General features: G+C 39.0%; 19 protein-coding genes. 12 read left to right on the top strand and 7 right to left on the bottom strand.

Annotated features, from left to right (window positions below):
* Window positions 1–41: 41 nt before the first annotated feature.
* Window positions 42–527 carry a GNAT family N-acetyltransferase gene (locus MHH81_RS17955; RefSeq protein WP_340923896.1) on the top strand — a complete coding sequence of 162 codons (486 nt, stop codon included), beginning with the start codon at window positions 42–44 and terminating at the stop codon, window positions 525–527.
* Window positions 528–964: 437 nt separating this feature from the next.
* Here the strand turns inward: MHH81_RS17955 and MHH81_RS17950 are convergent, their stop codons facing one another.
* Complete coding sequence (locus tag MHH81_RS17950) at window positions 965–1,948, bottom strand: PQQ-dependent sugar dehydrogenase (protein ID WP_340923894.1); 984 nt, start codon at window positions 1,946–1,948, stop codon at window positions 965–967.
* 162 nt (window positions 1,949–2,110) lie between these two features.
* On the opposite strand from MHH81_RS17950, the gene MHH81_RS17945 reads away from it, so the two are divergent.
* Together MHH81_RS17945 and MHH81_RS17940 are read left to right on the top strand one after the other, a co-directional pair.
* Window positions 2,111–2,845 (top strand): sulfite exporter TauE/SafE family protein, encoded by a 735-nt coding sequence (locus MHH81_RS17945; RefSeq protein ID WP_340923891.1) that lies wholly within the window; start codon window positions 2,111–2,113, stop codon window positions 2,843–2,845.
* Between the two features lie 21 nt (window positions 2,846–2,866).
* Window positions 2,867–3,826, top strand: a complete 960-nt coding sequence (locus MHH81_RS17940; protein WP_340923888.1) for a D-2-hydroxyacid dehydrogenase family protein — start codon at window positions 2,867–2,869, stop codon at window positions 3,824–3,826.
* A gap of 129 nt (window positions 3,827–3,955) precedes the next feature.
* Here MHH81_RS17940 and MHH81_RS17935 read toward each other — a convergent pair whose 3' ends face one another.
* From MHH81_RS17935 to MHH81_RS17910, 6 genes are all read right to left on the bottom strand, one after another.
* Entirely contained in the window at window positions 3,956–4,207 is a 252-nt protein-coding gene (locus MHH81_RS17935; protein ID WP_340923886.1) for a hypothetical protein, read from the bottom strand.
* A 305-nt stretch (window positions 4,208–4,512) separates the two neighbouring features.
* Window positions 4,513–5,112, bottom strand: coding sequence for a YitT family protein (locus MHH81_RS17930; protein WP_340923884.1), 600 nt, complete (start codon window positions 5,110–5,112; stop codon window positions 4,513–4,515).
* A gap of 252 nt (window positions 5,113–5,364) precedes the next feature.
* Window positions 5,365–5,775 (bottom strand): DUF3021 domain-containing protein, encoded by a 411-nt coding sequence (locus MHH81_RS17925; protein WP_340923880.1) that lies wholly within the window; start codon window positions 5,773–5,775, stop codon window positions 5,365–5,367.
* Entirely contained in the window at window positions 5,772–6,230 is a 459-nt protein-coding gene (locus MHH81_RS17920) for a LytTR family DNA-binding domain-containing protein (RefSeq protein WP_340923877.1), read from the bottom strand. The genes MHH81_RS17925 and MHH81_RS17920 overlap by 4 nt, the downstream gene beginning before the upstream one ends.
* Before the next feature lie 52 nt (window positions 6,231–6,282).
* Window positions 6,283–7,023: an ABC transporter permease gene (locus MHH81_RS17915; protein WP_340923875.1), complete on the bottom strand. Its 741-nt coding sequence runs from the start codon at window positions 7,021–7,023 to the stop codon at window positions 6,283–6,285.
* A 12-nt stretch (window positions 7,024–7,035) separates the two neighbouring features.
* Entirely contained in the window at window positions 7,036–7,755 is a 720-nt protein-coding gene (locus MHH81_RS17910; protein WP_340923873.1) for an ABC transporter ATP-binding protein, read from the bottom strand.
* Between the two features lie 411 nt (window positions 7,756–8,166).
* Between MHH81_RS17910 and MHH81_RS17905 the strand changes: the two genes are divergently transcribed.
* From MHH81_RS17905 to MHH81_RS17865, 9 genes are all read left to right on the top strand, one after another.
* The gene (locus MHH81_RS17905) at window positions 8,167–9,096 is read left to right on the top strand and encodes an AEC family transporter (RefSeq protein WP_340923872.1); all 930 of its coding nucleotides are present in this window, start codon (window positions 8,167–8,169) and stop codon (window positions 9,094–9,096) included.
* Between the two features lies 1 nt (window position 9,097).
* Entirely contained in the window at window positions 9,098–10,708 is a 1,611-nt protein-coding gene (locus tag MHH81_RS17900; RefSeq protein ID WP_340923869.1) for a sensor histidine kinase, read from the top strand.
* The gene (locus tag MHH81_RS17895) at window positions 10,692–11,384 is read left to right on the top strand and encodes a response regulator (RefSeq protein WP_340923866.1); all 693 of its coding nucleotides are present in this window, start codon (window positions 10,692–10,694) and stop codon (window positions 11,382–11,384) included. The genes MHH81_RS17900 and MHH81_RS17895 overlap by 17 nt, the downstream gene beginning before the upstream one ends.
* Before the next feature lie 141 nt (window positions 11,385–11,525).
* On the top strand, window positions 11,526–12,539 hold the full coding sequence (locus MHH81_RS17890) for a tripartite tricarboxylate transporter substrate binding protein (protein WP_340925333.1): 1,014 nt from the start codon (window positions 11,526–11,528) through the stop codon (window positions 12,537–12,539).
* Window positions 12,540–12,593: 54 nt separating this feature from the next.
* Window positions 12,594–13,043, top strand: a complete 450-nt coding sequence (locus MHH81_RS17885) for a tripartite tricarboxylate transporter TctB family protein (protein WP_340923864.1) — start codon at window positions 12,594–12,596, stop codon at window positions 13,041–13,043.
* Between the two features lie 16 nt (window positions 13,044–13,059).
* Window positions 13,060–14,586 carry a tripartite tricarboxylate transporter permease gene (locus MHH81_RS17880; protein WP_340923862.1) on the top strand — a complete coding sequence of 509 codons (1,527 nt, stop codon included), beginning with the start codon at window positions 13,060–13,062 and terminating at the stop codon, window positions 14,584–14,586.
* Window positions 14,587–14,963: 377 nt separating this feature from the next.
* Entirely contained in the window at window positions 14,964–15,785 is an 822-nt protein-coding gene (locus MHH81_RS17875; protein WP_340923860.1) for an alpha/beta fold hydrolase, read from the top strand.
* A gap of 325 nt (window positions 15,786–16,110) precedes the next feature.
* Window positions 16,111–16,266 (top strand): hypothetical protein, encoded by a 156-nt coding sequence (locus tag MHH81_RS17870; protein ID WP_340923858.1) that lies wholly within the window; start codon window positions 16,111–16,113, stop codon window positions 16,264–16,266.
* Window positions 16,267–16,314: 48 nt separating this feature from the next.
* Window positions 16,315–16,923 (top strand): pyroglutamyl-peptidase I, encoded by a 609-nt coding sequence (locus MHH81_RS17865; RefSeq protein ID WP_340923856.1) that lies wholly within the window; start codon window positions 16,315–16,317, stop codon window positions 16,921–16,923.
* Window positions 16,924–16,991: the final 68 nt, after the last annotated feature.

The raw sequence follows: 16,991 nt of genomic DNA, 5'->3' as shown, positions 1-16,991 counted from the left end.
TTAGAAAATTTGCTATACTCATATAAAAAGGAGTTGAATACATGATTACGCTTACTAAGTATGAATCACAATATCGAACGGCATTAGAAAATTATCCACTTTCGGAAGAACATCTCACATTCACAGCACATCCACTTGCATTACTGAACCGAAGTGAAAACACACCTACGTACAATCCAATTGTTATATTGGAAGAGGATAAAGTGGCTGGCTTCTTTGTACTATGTACTGGAGACGATAAATTTAACTATACAGAAGAACAAGATAGCCTATTACTTAGAGGGTATTCGGTTCATCCAGACTTTCAAGGGCGTGGTATTGCTAAAAAATCGATTAGGCTACTACCTTCGTATACAGCAAAACATTTTCCTCATGTAAATCAAATTGTACTTGGTGTGAATGAAGCAAATAAAGCAGCACAATCAGTCTATCTACAATCAGGATTTATCGATGAAGGTAAGCGATTTACTGGAAGATCTGGTGTACAAATCGCTATGTGCTTGAAGTTGCCGATTCCAGTCGAATAAAGAAATCCCCCACAACTGAGACATCAATATAGTTGATTTCAGCTATAGGCGGACGCTTTCCGCGGGGTGATCGATAAGCCATCACTGCCGCGCTACACGTCGTTTGTGATGGCTTATCTGTCTCACTCATCCCGCTGGAGTCGCCGCCTGTTGCCTCAACCAACGAAGTCATAGATATATGTATTTTATTGACAAAGTACTATTTATGAAATTAACTTGAGCATTTATTTTATGGTGATTGGAGTGGAAGGCGGCGACTCCAGCGGGAAAAGCGCGTCCAGGTGAGACCCCGCAGGAGCTTGCGACGAGGAGGCTCACGGACCGCCCGCGGAAAGCGTCCGCCTGCAACGGAATCACTTAGAAGTTATATTTAATCAAGAACTCGCTAAGAGATGATTAATAGAATTTTTCAGTGGCCTTCGCAATTGGGGATCTCATTACTCATTTAATTTATATAACACATCGTCATCCGCGCTTGGTGACCCACGACCATCCGTATTATTCGTAATAAAGTAAAGGGATTCTCCGTCAGAAAATACATCCCGTACACGTCCGAATCCTGTGATCGAACGCTCGACTTTATTCGTGGATAGATCAATAACTTTGATTGCTTCACCCCTTAAAGTAGCAACATATAGTTTTCCTTTGTGGAAAGTAATACCCGAAGGAGCCCACGTTTCATTGTTACCGGAAGTAATAATTGGTGTCTCTAATCCCTCTTTTGTTTCAGTCCCTTGAATAATCGGGTAACCATAGTTTTTCCCCTGTTCGATTCGATTTATTTCATCATTAGCCGTTTGCCCATGTTCTGCTTCGTAAAGTGTGCCGTTCGCATCCCAAGCTAGTCCCTGTGGATTTCGATGTCCTGCGGAAAAGATTTCGAAAGAGCCATCCTCCTTCATTCGCAAAATCTTTCCGTTATAAGTTGTTTGATCCTGAGCGTTATTAGGATTACCTGCATCTCCAATCGTAACGTATAGAAGGCCATCGGGTCCGATTTCTAGTCGTCCGCCGTGATGGATATTGCCAGTAGGAATCCCGTCGAGGTGAATTGCTATTTCATGCCAAGCCCCATCTATCCGTTTTATTGTTACGACGCGATTGAAGGCATCCCCATTTTGATCGTAGGTGTAGTAAGCAAATGCTTCCTGTGAATTGGCAAAATTACTTTTCAATACAAATCCAAGCAAACCGGCTTCTGAAGCATTAGACAAATCATTAGAAAGCCTCACTTCCTCATGTACAACCTTCCCATCACTCGTTATCTTAGCAATCGTTCCTACACGTTCGGATATATAGAAGGTATCATCATATTGATTAATAGACCATGGAGTGTTTAAATTGGTAGCAACTTTTTCTGCAACTATTTCTTCATTCGTACAGCCGAATAAAATAAACGATAAGAGTAATAACCTTTTCATATAATCCCCCCTATAATAATACTTCCCTTTAATTTATACATTCACCTTCTAAAAATTGATAAGTTTTTCAAATGGCAATCGATACAGACAATCGAATTTACTTATCGATAATAGAGAGGTATGCTAAATCTACATTAGAACGTTTGGAAAGAAGGCTTTACGATGGAATTTATCCTCTTTTTTATGGTCGGAGTTGTAGGAAATGTCGTCGGCACATTAGTAGGAGGGGGAGGGCTTATTAGCTTACCAACGATGCTACTTATGGGCCTACCTGTTCACTCAGCAATTGGTGCGAACAAAGTATCCAATACAGTCAGTTCACTTACTAGCTTCCTTGTTATATTTAAACAGAAGGAAGTTACAACCAAAGAAGCGCTTTCGGTTGTGGCGTTATGTTTGGGTGGAGGTATTTTAGGCGGACTTATCGCCTCATTTTTGACCGGCGAAACATTGACCATAATCGCAATTGTACTACTCAGTTTTGCATTTATTACTTCCTTCATAGGAAAAGGAAACTTTGAAGGAACAGAATCTTTACGTGTGAATAAAAAATCAGGGCCCGCATTACTTGGAATTGGTATGTACGATGGTATGTTTGGGCCAGGGAGCAGTACACTTGCCATGTATTTATATGCAAGCCAAAAGATTGCCTATATTCGTGCGGTTGGTCTGGCTCGGATTGGAGTATTCGCCAGTTGCTTTGGTGCATCCATTACGTATATATCCACAGGTAAGATTATTTGGCCACTAACACTTGCTTTAATGTTAGGAGCAATTGTAGGTGCCCAGCTTGGAGTACGATTAGCAAGAAAATTAAAATCAGAACATGTTAAACCACTGCTTCGAATAGTTACAGTTCTTTTAATCATGCAAATTGTAATAGATTATTTTAAATAAATTGGTTGGAGAGTAGGGAGGATGAAAATGCGTTGTGCAGTTCTAGATGATTATCAACATGTAGCACTAAAAATGGCGAACTGGTCTATTATATCTGATAGGGTTGAGGTACAATCCTTCACGAATCATTTTGAAAGGGAAGATCAGCTAATCGAAGCAATTTGTGATTTTGACATAGTAGTTATTATGCGCGAGCGAACACCCTTTACTGCTTCTCTTATGGAGCAACTCCCGAAACTAAAATTACTTATCACATCTGGTATGAGAAATGCATCAATCGACCTCACTGAAGCAACAAAACAAGGTGTAATTGTCTGTGGTACTGCGAGTATGTCGGAGCCACCGACAGAGTTAACTTGGGCCCTGCTATTAAATCTTGCTCGCCAAATTACAAAAGAAAACAAAGAGCTTCGAAACAATGGTCCTTGGCAAAGTACGGTAGGGGCAGACCTATACGGCAAGCGTCTAGGAATACTAGGGCTTGGGAAAATAGGAATTCGAATGGCTGTAATCGCTCAAGCATTTGGTATGGAAGTTATTGCATGGAGTCAAAACCTAACGAAAGAGCAAGCAGACAAGTATGGTGTGCAGCTAGCAGCATCTAAAGAGGAACTTCTAGAGACGAGCGACTTTGTTTCGATTCATCTTGTGCTGGGTGATCGAACAAGAGGATTGATTGGTACAAATGAATTAAAGCTCATGAAAAACTCGGCTTATTTGATTAATACATCTCGAGCAGCCATTGTCCACCAAGAGGCATTAATAGAAGCACTACGTGAAAACTGGATTGCGGGAGCAGGGATAGATGTGTTTGACATGGAGCCACTTCCGGCAAGTCATCCTTACCGCACGCTCCAAAATGTGTTGGCAACTCCACATCTCGGCTATGTGAGTGAGGGAAATTACAACACATATTTCCGAGAAGCAGTGGAAGACATTCAAGCATTTCTTGATGGGAAAGTGATACGTCAACTAAACTAATTAGATTATGTGGTAAAGTCCCTAAAAAGCGTATGTCCTAGCCCAAAACTCGACAAACCATTATTAAAAAAAGCTGCCCCCGAGTCAAAAATCAACTCATGGGACAGCTTACTTTTTATTTCAACTTAGTTAGTTTGCCACTTTTGCATTAACTTCTTCTGTAACTGCTAGGGCGTTATCGATCTCTGCCACAAGCTCTTCCGAAGAAATGCCAGCTTGTATAAATATATCTCCGTCAATCTTTTCTTTCAATGCATGCAATCGAGTAGTGAAATCTACTGGGACAACTTCAGTTTTATCATAATGCATAGAAAGTAAGCCATATAAGTTTAAATGGAACTTGAAGGCGTCCGCATTGTAAGTATCTCTTTTAAACCCCATTTAATAAAACGTGTTCCTTTTTTGTACGTACATATTTAAAAAAGAGTAAAAGAGAGGCGCTTCATGGATGGCTAACGGGGGCTTTAGCGGAAGAGCATTGCGTTGTAATGCAACTCTTTTTCTTGTTCAACTAAAGGGCAGGTTAGTTGAAGGGAAAAGGGGTGAGGTATATGAGTGACCGATTTGAACTAAGTTTTTAAAATGCAGAAGAAGCCTTAACAAAGTAAAGTTCTTAATAAAGAAATCCGAGGCCATGGATTATGTTACTATACGTTCAAAATTCATAATTCATTCTTTTTGAAATTCTAAATCCGGACGAAATCAATAACAGTCGTTGCAATAAAATAAGTAATTATTGAAATTAAAGCGCCTTTCCATCCAAATAGGAGTAAAGCAAAAATAAAAATGAAGATATTAATTGCAAGAATGGATTCTCCCACAGAAAATGACGTTTTACTTGAGAAAAGTATTGCTAACACATCAGTACCATCTAAAGCCCCTCCATTACGAAGGACAATTCCTATCCCCATCCCCAGTAAAATCCCACCTATCATTATGATTAATATTGAATTCCCTTCAAGGTACAGTGGGAATTTTTCTAAAACACCTGTTGCAATCGTTAATGAAAAGATACCTAGTGTAGCTGAAAAAGCAAAACGTTTCCCTAAATGTTTATAACCTAAAAGGACAAAGGGAATATTTAAGAAGAAAAGTAAAATACTTAACGAAAATCCTAGTTTTTCAGAAAGCATAATGGAAATACCTGTAATGCCTCCATCAATCAAACCGTTTGGTAATAAAATTACTTCAAGACTAATAGCTGTAAGTATGGCTCCTGAAATTATCCATGGAATTTTAAAGAGGAGATCAAAAAAATATAGCTTATATAGTTTTATCGATTTCAAATAAGTTCTCCTTATGTACATAAGATGTATAGGCAAAGGAAGATGTTTAGTTGGCCGTAGTCATTCCTATATCATACCTATGAGTAAACATAGAAGAAAATACTCATTCTTTTAAATAAACTTTATTTTGTGGTGTAGAAAGTCAGTGTAGTGAGTGTTCTAATGTTTGGTTTGAATGGCAAAATAGAGCTTTCAGCACAATGTTGAGAGCTCTTGTTATGACCGGATATAAAAACAAAGATATGATTCTAGTTATAGCAAATCCAATTCTTCATTTAACTTCTTCGCTTGCGATTTGAAATATAGATAGAAAGATAGCCAATTTATGACGTAGACTGTAATGAAAAGGACGATTGCAACTAAAAAGCTAGTCAAATGAAATGGGATCCAGCCAATTCCAAAAGCTAACAGGAAGTATAGAATAACGGCTGTCATAAAATGAAGAGCAGTCTGTTGGGATAATCGTAGATTTGGTATTTCAAAGTAAAGAGAGGATACGGAGAATAGCCATCCACACGCGATACTCCCTAATGAGTTTTTTAAGAACAATTGACCATCGAGCATTTCTCTCCCACTAAATAGGACGACTGCATTTGTGGAAAGCACAGCAATGAATGCTCCGAAGAAAATGCCAATCATACTTCTAAATAGAAAGGTTTTCATTCATTTTTCCTCCTGTTCATCTTCAATGCCTCTTTAATAGCATTGACGTAAGTTCGGGAGACATATTCTTTAGCACCCGATTTAAAATACACACAAAGTGTTCCGTTAAACGATGCCTCAAAACGACTTAATTCATGTAAGTTTGCAATGACTGATTTCGAAAGGCGGATAAATTTATTGGAAGGAAGCATTTCCTCCAATTCGTACAGTTTCTCTTTTAATTTATAGGAACCAGAAGTAGTTATAGCGACAACTCCTTCATTTTCGGTATGGAAATAGTGAATTTCACCAGGTTTTAAAATGTGCTGCATTTCGCCAACTTTTCCAACAAGGAATTCGGTTTCGTGTCCCTTGATAAAGTCGAGAATCTCTTGCACAGAATCGCTTAACTCTGGAGTTTCAATCTTTACTTTTGTTTCTTTAAAATCACTATCAATGTTTAATGATACTTTCATTCACGGACACCCCTCTCTTTCATAGTGTAACCGTTTATTTTTTAATTGTCTGTCAATTTTTTCGTTTATTCATGATACGGATAACTACTAAAGAGATAATGACAAGTACAAGAATGTAGCCAATGGAGAGGAGTGTACTATTGTCTAATATTAGCTGACCATTCCATACAGCGATAAATAATGTATTCATATGATACAACGGATTAAAGTCTGCAATCACTTGAATAAACTTTGGCATTAGGTTAATCGGCATGGCAAAACCGCCCGTAAACATAACGACTTGGAAACTCACAATGGAGAACACTAAAGCACTATTCATATTTTTAAAGAAGGAATAAATGGCAGATGCCATAATGAGAAGCGCTGCATTAAGTAAGATGAAGAATCCATAAGAAGCGAGTGCCTCCATGAACCGGAACTGCAAATCATACATAACCATGCCGATTGCGTAAATAAGCACATATCCTAAGCTAGTAATAATAGTCGAACGGATGATACTAGAGAGCAAGAGTGTAGTTTTCGAAACAGGTGAAAGCCTAATTCGTTTCTCTACTCCCGTTGTGCGATGGGTCACTTGGTCAAAACCGTAAGCAAAGAAGACGACAGTAAACGTAATGAGCAAAATATAGGAAGGGGTGTACGTTTGTGCATAACTTAAGCCAGCATAACTTTGGTCCCCAAACAATTGCCCCATGAAAATATACGCTGCGGGCGGAACAAAAACGCTAAATACTAAATAAAAAATCTCCCTCGAGAACATTAATAAGTCATATTTTAATTGTGTGATTAACATGTTTTCTCCCCCTTAAATAGATACTTTCTTCAGATAAAATTCATGGATCGAACTATAACCAGATGCTAAAATTCCTGCTGTTGTATCGAACACTTCATTGACCCCGTTATTGATCAACATTACCTTATCGCAATAAAGCTCAATTTCATCCATATTATGTGTCGTTAAAATGACCGTGCTACCAGTACGCTGATTGTAATCCGTAATGTAAGACCAAAGAATGTTGCGCATATGTGGGTCTAGTCCGGTAGTTGGTTCATCCAGTATAAGCAGCTTCGGTTCAGATAAAAATGCGATAGCAAGACTCACGATTTGTTTCCAACCACCCGAAAGCTTATCGAAGTACTTCTTACGATGAGGCTCCAATTTAAAGTCATCCATAATTTGTTTAATATCGACCGATGATTTGTAATACGACTTAAATAGCTTCAACAATTCCTCCACTTTCAACATTTTATAAAACTGAGTTGGCTGCAATACGACAGAAATTTGTTTTCGGACTTCCTCTAATCGATTGGTCGATAAAGACTTAATATCCTTCTCCAATACAACGACTTCCCCCTCGTCGTACTGCTTAATCGTCATGAGAATTTCTAAAAAGGTTGATTTACCAGCCCCATTTTTTCCGATGACTCCAATTACTTCACCAGCCTTTGCTTGAAATTCCACCCCTTGTAACACATTGTTCGTGCCGTACGCTTTTTTAAGATTGCTGACTTCGATGATATTCACTGCGAACCCTCCAATAATTTTCTTTGTACTTCAAGTGTATGTCGGAAATGTATGGAGGTCTGCCGTTTTTCGGTGACTGGCAATAATGGAGGAGTAACTTGCAGAAAATGAGCGGTCAATTACAGGAGGGGAGTTAATAATAGGAGAAGGAGCTCCTGACTTCATGTTGGGAGCTTTATTGATGACCGGAAAATTAGAAATATGACCGGATAGAAAAAATTGTGACCGTATGGAAAAAAATACGTCCGGATAAATAAACTTGTGACCACATAAGCAAATATATGACTGTTCACCATGATTGCGGATGTAGCGCTTCATCCTGTCGGCATCATTCTACACAAAATGACGTATAGCAGAAAATTTGAAAGAATGCGATAATGTGGGTGGGTAGGTTTGAAAGGAGCAATTCGGATGGTATATTTGGGAATGGTGTTTTTTCAAGTAGTTGCCCCTATCCTGATTATGCTTGGGATTGGAGCAGGTCTGCAGCTGAAGTTTCAGTTTAACTTGAAGGCGTTATCAAATTTGATTACGTATTGTTTAATGCCGGCTGCTGTTTTTATTAATATTTATGAAACAAAAGTGAATGCAGGGGTATTGGGTGAAATTGTCATCTACTTGGTGATTTTCAGTATTTGTTTAATGGTATTGAGTTCTATCATTAGTAAACTCCTAAGATTAAATAGAAATCAATCTGCCATCTATAAAAATAGTATTGTATTAATTAACTCCGGTAATTATGGGATCCCTGTTAGCCAGATGCTATTCGCCGCGAATCCTCTTGGTACGTCTATTCAAATTATCATTGTGATTTTCCAAAACATTATTACGTATACATATGGCTTATATAATTTAATTTCTTCTACCAAGTCGGGGTTAGATATTTTGCGTAGCTTGCTTCGATTACCTATTGTTCATGCGTTGATTATTGGGGCAGTGATGAATTTTTGGGATATCGGTATTCCTAACTTTTTACGAATTCCGCTTGATTATTTAGCGAATGCGTTTATTTCAATTGCGCTAATTACGCTGGGTGCGCAATTAGCTCAACTCGATATTAGAACGATATTTAATAGGGTTATATTAACGAGCACGTTTGGTCGATTAATCTTAGGTCCGATCCTTGCGCTTGGGTTGATCCTGTTGATGGGCATTGAGGGAGTAGTGGCGCAATCTTTATTCATCGCAAGCGCATTTCCAACCTCTCGCAATAGCTCAACTCTTGCACTGGAGTACGACATAGAAGCCAATTTAGCAGCACAGATTGTGTTGTTTTCAACAGTCGTTAGCTGTATTACAGTAACGATTGTGATTTATATTTCGAATATTTTGTGGGGGTAGTATGAAAAAGAGTTCTTTACAAGCACGTATTTTCAGATTTGGAGCGCTTTTTGTAACTTTAGTGGCAATTGTGATCGGCATATCTTTTTACTTTATTATTTCAAATGCTATTGAACGGCAAATAGGGGAGAGAGCGCTAAGTATCGCTATCACAACAGCGGAACGACCGGATATTGTAGCTGGCTTTCAAGTGGAAAATCCAACAGAAGTATTGCAACCAATCGCTTCTGCTATTGAAGAGAGAACAGGAGCAGAGTATGTTGTTATTGGCAATAAAGACGGCATTCGCTATGCTCATCCCGTAGTGGAAAGAATCGGACAAAAAATGGTTGGCGATGATAATGAGCAAGCACTACAGTTCGGGAAGTCCTACATATCGGAAGCGACAGGTACACTTGGAACGGCTCTTCGGGGGAAGGCGCCGGTAATGGATGAAAATGGAGAAATTATTGGAATCATTTCAGTAGGTTTTTTAAAAGATAATATTTCTACCATATTTATGCAATATGTCGATAATATCGCATATATCGTTGTAATAGCTATATTGATGGGAATCATAGGCTCTAGTATATTAGCTCGCAATATAAAGAAAGAATTGTTTGATTTGGAGCCATCGGAGATTGCGAATTTATTTACAGAACGTAATGCATTAATAGAATCTGTTCGGGAAGGAATTATTATGGTTGATGCGAATGGCATTATTACCATGGTGAATCTAGCAGCACATGAAATATTATCGTTACCGGAACAAACAGAATTAGTTGGTCGAAACATCTGGGAGGTAATACCGAATACGAATCTTCCGCATGTGATGGCATCAGGGGAAGGGCAATTAGATCGTCCGATGGAAATCAGGGGGAAAAAGGCAATTGTCAATCGTATTCCGATTCGTGTAGGCGACGAAATTGTAGGAGCGGTGTCTAGTTTCCGTCTTCAGTCTGATATCGATCGTCTAGCGGAAGAGCTGTCACAAGTGAAGCAATATACGGAAGCATTACGTGCGCAAACACATGAGTATAATAACTTTCTATATACCATTTCAGGGCTTATACAATTAAATTCTTATGACGAAGCACTTAGTTTAATCCATGTGGAGACTGCGGAACACCAATCTTTAATTCAATTTATGACGAAGCGTTTGCGAGATCCGTTTCTCGGTGGGATTGTTATTGGTTTTTTAAATCGTGCGAAGGAATTAAAGGTGCGGTTTATTTTAGATGAAGATAGTTACTTAGAGAATTTACCAAAACATTTACAAAAGCATCTCTTTGTTTCCATTATAGGAAACTTAGTGACAAATGGGTTTGAAGCAGTAGAGTGTTTTCCAGAAGAAGAGCGTGTTGTTCGTGTGTTAATTTTCGATAATGGAGAAGAAATTTTAATTGAAGTAGAAGACTCTGGTAAGGGGATATCAGAGGAAGTACTAGATGTTGTTTGGAAGGAGAAAGTATCCACAAAAAGTGGTGAGAATCGTGGATATGGCTTAGTTAAGGTAAAGGAAAATGTGGATGATTTAGGCGGTTCTATTGCTCTTGAAAGAGGGGATCTGGGAGGAGCACTGTTTATCGTTTCTATTCCAAAAAGGGGGTATTTACATGACAAAGCAAATTGAAATATTAATAGTGGAAGATGATAAAAGGATTTCTGACATTCATAGACGATTTATTGAAAAGATAGAAGGGTTTCAGGTTATCGGTTCTGCCAATACAGGGGAAGAGGCAAAGGATTGGATTATTTCTTATATGCCAGACCTTGTCTTATTGGATGTGTACCTACCGGATACTTTAGGTACGGACTTATTATCTGTTATTCAGGAGCATAGTCCAGATACGGATATTATTTTCATCACTGCAGCTGCAGAGGCTGATATTGTGAAAAAAGCATTTCGAAGTGGCGTAGCGGATTATATGTTAAAACCATTAACGTTTGAAAAATTCAAAGAAAGTCTACACGCTTATAAGGCTAAAAGAGATATTCTTACGGGCAAAGGAAATGTCCAAGAAGTGTTTATCAAGTCACTTTGGAACAATACAGTAACGCCAACAAATCATACAGAGTCCATCCCTCCAAAAGGAATCGATCCAATGACAAAAGATAAAATAGTAAATCAGATTCAAACAATTAAGGAAGGGATTACGGCCGAATCACTTGGCTTACAAGTGGGGGTGAGCCGATCCACTGCAAGACGCTATTTGGAATATCTAGTATCCGAAAGGCTAGTTTATGCAGAGTTGACTTACGGAACAGTAGGCAGACCGGAACGGAGATATTTCATTCAGTCATCGTGAACAATATGAACAAAATGAGCTTAATCATCATTATCCAACTTATCACCAAAAGCATTGAGTTTGCTTAATTTTTTGATAAATTATATCTAAGCGTATGAAAACGCTATCATAATTAGGGGTTAAGGGGGATTTACGGTGAGAATGTGGAAGAAATTATCGTCTGTTGCTTTAGTAGCTTCATTATCAATCGGAATAGCAGCGTGTTCATCAGATGAAGGGGGAAGCGGAAGCTCATCTTCTGACTATCCAAAGAATAATATTACATTAGTTGCTCCATCTGGTGCTGGAGGCGGTTGGGACTTAACTGCACGATCCATTGCTAAAACAATGAATGATACAAAATTAATCGAAAAACCAATCACGGTTGAAAATAAACCAGGTGGCGGCGGAGCAGTTTACATGGCCGAGTTTGCAACAAAAGAAGTAAAAAATGATTATGTATTGATGGTAAAGTCACCACCAATTCTTATTAATAACAATAAAGCAGAGGGTAACAGTCCTTATGGTTACAAAGATACAACGCCACTTGCACAGTTAACTCGTGATTACGGGGCAATTGTTGTTAAAAATGATTCAGCATATAAAACGTTACAAGACGTGTTAGATGCAATCAAAAAAGATCCGACAGCGGTGACACTTGCAGGTGGATCAGCACCTGGATCAATGGACCATCTTGTAGGAGTATTACCTGCATTTAAAGCAGGAATCGATCCAAAAACAGTGAAGTATGTTTCGTATGACGGTGGTGGAGAAGCGGTTGCTGCTCTACTTGGTGGAAATGCGGATGTAATTGCGACGGATGCATCTACAATTGCAACGTATGTAAAATCAGGGGATGTACGTGTACTGGCAGTGAGCTCTTCAGAACGTCTAGAAGGTGACCTAGCAGAAGTACCAACATTTAAAGAGTCTGGTATCGATGCAGAGTTTACCATTTGGAGAGGTCTATTTGGACCGAAAGAAATGTCGGAAGATGCTAAAAAATATTGGTCTGAAAAACTTGGGGAAATGGTAGAAACAGAAGAGTGGAAGGCTGAGCTTACGAAAAACGGTTGGGCAAGTGAGTACCGTAATGCAGATGACTTTACTACTTATTTAGAAGATCAAGATAAAGTGATTGTTGAATTATTAACAGCACTTGGCATGCAGAAATAACATTATGTAGGCGGCCATAGTTGCCGCCTTTTCTGTTAGGAGGGAATAAAAACTATGAATAAAAAATTCGATCGATTTACCGGTGTCGCCTTTTTGTTAATAGGAATTATATTTTTGATAGAAAGTCAAAAAATTTCCGATAGCGCATATGGTTCATCCGTCGGTCCAAAGATATTTCCGATGGGCCTTGGGATTATTTTAATCGCACTGAGTATCCGGCTGTTATATGAAACATTTAAATATAAATCGGAAGACTCAAAGGAAGAGAAGCTTCAATATAAGAAGTTTTTAATCATTTTTGGGAGCGCAGTTTTATATGCATTTTTCTTAGAGAAAATTGGATATGTCGTATCAACTTTTCTATTTTTATTGATTGCATTTCAAACGATGGAACGCGGAAAAACAGTTACTTCAGTAATCATTGCAGGAGTTTTCTCTTTTGGCATTTATTATTTATTTTCGGAGCTTCTTGGTGGTTCATTGCCAGGGTTCCCACTGTTTTAGGAAGGAGGAGTAAGCAATGGATACATTACAATTTCTAGCGGACGGATTTGGTGTCGCTTTTCAATGGCATAACATATTGTTCGCATTTGTCGGTGTTGTCATCGGGACTGCAGTAGGGGTATTACCGGGTATCGGACCGATGAGTGGTGTCGCACTTCTTATACCAGTAACGGCAACAATCACTTCGGGGATGCCAACGGGAGCAGCAGCTGCGAGTTCGATAATTTTATTAGCAGGGGTATATTATGGAGCGATGTACGGAGGCTCTACCACTTCTATTTTGTTAAATACACCAGGGGAATCATCTTCTGTTGTGACGACATTAGATGGTTATCAAATGGCAAGACAAGGTCGTGCAGGTGCGGCTTTAGCAATATCGGCAATTGGGTCGTTTTGTGCAGGAATTGTTTCATTAATTGGGCTTGTGCTTCTAGCAGAACCTCTCTCCAATGTTGCCATAAAATTTGGACCGGCCGAATATTTTTCATTGATGTTACTAGGCTTAGCTGCGGTTAGCGGACTAGCGGGAAAATCAATGACAAAGGCATTAATCATGACGGTTTTTGGACTTATGTTAGGTACAATAGGGATTGATGCTGTGTCTGGTATTGCCCGTTTTACATATGATCAACCAATTTTATTTTCAGGACTCGAGTTTTTGACAATTGCTGTTGGTTTATTTGCACTCGGTGAAGTCTTTAAAACGATTTTAGAGCGTGATGAAGAATCGGGAGCGATTGCGAAGATACATCGAATTTTACCGACCAAGCAAGATATGAAGGATAGTGCAGTACCAATAGCACGTGGATCTCTTCTTGGCTTCTTTATCGGCGTTTTACCTGGAGCAGGTGCAACACTTGCATCGTTCTTCTCCTACATGACAGAGAAGAAATTCAGTAAAAACCCAGATAGTTTTGGAAAAGGAAACATTGCTGGTGTAGCTGGTCCCGAATCAGCTAATAACGCTGCTTCTGGTGGTGCAATGATTCCCCTTCTTACACTAGGGATTCCTGGATCAGGTACAACTGCAATCCTAATGGGCGCACTCATCATGTACAACATTCAGCCAGGCCCACTACTTTTTGACGAACATCCAGAAGTTGCATGGGGACTGATCGCAAGTATGTTCATCGGTAACTTGATGCTGCTCGTATTGAATATGCCATTGGTAAGAGTTTTCGCTAAAATTATTCAAACACCGAAAAAGTATTTAATCCCTATAATTGTCGCGATTTCTTTCTTTGGTGTTTATGCAGTACAGTATACAACGTTTGACTTGTACCTATTGTTAGGTTGCGGTGTCTTAGGTTATCTATTATCAAAGAACGATTACCCAGTAGCTCCTTTAGTACTTGCACTCGTATTAGGACCAATGATTGAAAACAATATGCGCCGTGCTTTAACAATCTCTAATGGAGACTTCAGCATCTTTGTGACAAAGCCATTATCACTCGTTTTCATTATTGCAGCTGTAGCGTGGTTGTTAGTTCCTTTATTACTCAAGCTTAGAGGACGAAAAGTTATAATAAATGAAGAAGGTTAATAGGAATGCAGACTCCGCTTGTGAGAGTCTGCATTTTTCTATTGAAACAATAATTTGTGACCGGATAGATAAAAATGTGACCGGATAAAAAAGTTTCTGACCGGATAAACGAAAATGTGACCGGATAGAGAAGTTTCTGACCGTATAAATGCAAATATGACCGGATAGAAAATTTTGTTACCATGTAAATCGAAACATGACCAGATTCCTCACGATCTGAGTCTGCATTTTTTAATTTCGTAGGTAAATAGATTTCAAGGGTGAATATTTTTGGCTTCTGGAGAATGGAATTTTTACGAGATTTTTCGAATATGGTGTACATAACGAGGAGCGGACAAGAATTCATTCAGTCTGCTCTTATATCATAAGGGGGTTGGATGGTGACAGAGAGGTATGTTGAAGTAAATGCAGGTGTAGAATTATTTGTTCAAGATGTAGGAAGTGGGGACCCGATTGTTTTCATCCCGGGCTTTACATTTACAACGGAAGTGTTTACCCATCAAGTCGAACATTTCTCCAAAACAAATAGAGTAATTGTTCTCGACCCAAGAAGTCATGGTCGTTCGTCGATTACACTAGAAGGAAACGATTATGTAACACATGGAACGGACTTGGCAAAGCTAATTGATGCATTAGAACTAAAGAACGTAACGCTAGCAGGCTGGTCGTTTGGTTGCTTAACTGTTTGGGAGTATCTTAAACAGATCGGCTATGACAATGTAAAATCACTAATTTTCATTGACATGTCACCAAAGGCGTTGTCGACAAATCATGAGGAAGATTGGGTAGAAGGTCCTCTCAATGACATTGGAGCAATCTATAACACCTATTTACGCAATACGGCAGGTCAACGGGAATTTATCAAGGCATATACAACAAGTGTCATGGTGCAACGTGATGTAAAAGAGGATGAGTTGAATTGGCTGGTGGAGCAATCTTTAAAAACACCATATTATATTGCATCGAATCTATTTGCTTCAGGTATGTTCTCTGATTATCGCGAAGTAGCGAAGGAAGCGGGCGAAACTGTACCAACAATGACGATCGTAGCAGATCATTGGGCGGATACAGCGGCTCGATTCACGCAAAAAATTTCCCCAAAATCCTCCATCGAAGTACTCGGTGGTCACCTGATGTTCTGGGAGCATAGTAAGAAATTTAACGAACTGGTAGAACAGTTTTTGTCTGTTGAAAACTAAGAATGAATATACTAAAAAGCTTATCAGTTAAATGGATAAGCATTTTCCTTCGTTAACTATGTTATCAATACAAAAGTATGAAGAATTATAGAAATGCAGACTCCGCGTGTGTTGGAATCTGCATTATTCTATTGAAATAATAATTTGTGACCGGATAGAGAAGTTTCTGACCGGATAAACGAAAATGTGACCGGATAGAATATTTTGTGACCATATTAACCAAAGCATGACCAGATTCCTCACGATCTGAGTCTACATTTCTTTGTTGAGATGGAGTTAACTCCATCTTTTAAAGTAAATATATAAAAAGATGGGAGAGATGAAAGTGGTCATGGTAACGTATGTATTAATTGGACTGTATGCAATATTAACAGGTGCTGCAGGAGTGATACAATGGAAAGAAACAAGGGTTCAAGTTCGTTCGTTCTTATTTGGACTCGTATCTACTGGAATGCTCGTAACTTTATTTCTTAGCGGATAATAAACTGGAGCAGTTACTTGAAAAGAATATTAACAAGGGGGCATTCAAATGAGGAAACTTCTATTAACAGGGTTTGAACCGTTTTTATCATTCACGGTGAATCCAACGATGAGAATTGTGGAAGAATTAAATGGACTGGAGATTAGTGGCTACCGGGTGTATGGAAGAGTACTGACAGTTGACTTTGCTTCCTCTGGAGCTGAACTAATTGCACATATGGAGCATATTAATCCAGATGCAGTTATCTCATTAGGATTAGCAGGGGGAAGATATAAAATCACCCCGGAACGTATCGCTATTAACGTGAAAGACGGAGCAGCTGACAATCAGGGGCGTGTTCCAGTCGACGAGTCTATTGATCTTGAGGGACAACCCGGCTACTTTTCAACGTTGCCCATTCGTCCAATGGTTAACAAACTTATCGAACAAGGCTATCCAGCTGAAATCTCTAATACAGCAGGCACCTATTTATGCAACAACGTGATGTACGAAGCACTCCACTTCGCACAAACACATACCGCCAACATGCGAGCAGGATTTATCCACATCCCAGCATCCCATGAACTAGCCATCCAACATGGGAAAATTCCAAGCTGGTCCCATGAAGACTTGAAGAGAAGTGTGGAGATTTGTATTGGGGTGTTAGGGGAGAATTAAACCTGTTATATGAAAATTCCCCTTGGATTGTGGAATGTGAAAGAACAAGGGCTAGATTAAGGAGGCAA

The sequence above is a fragment of the Psychrobacillus sp. FSL H8-0484 genome, assembly GCF_038005325.1.
GTDB lineage: Bacteria > Bacillota > Bacilli > Bacillales_A > Planococcaceae > Psychrobacillus.
Note: the sequence above shows the minus strand (reverse complement) of the source record. Positions and strands in the feature narration are given on the sequence as shown.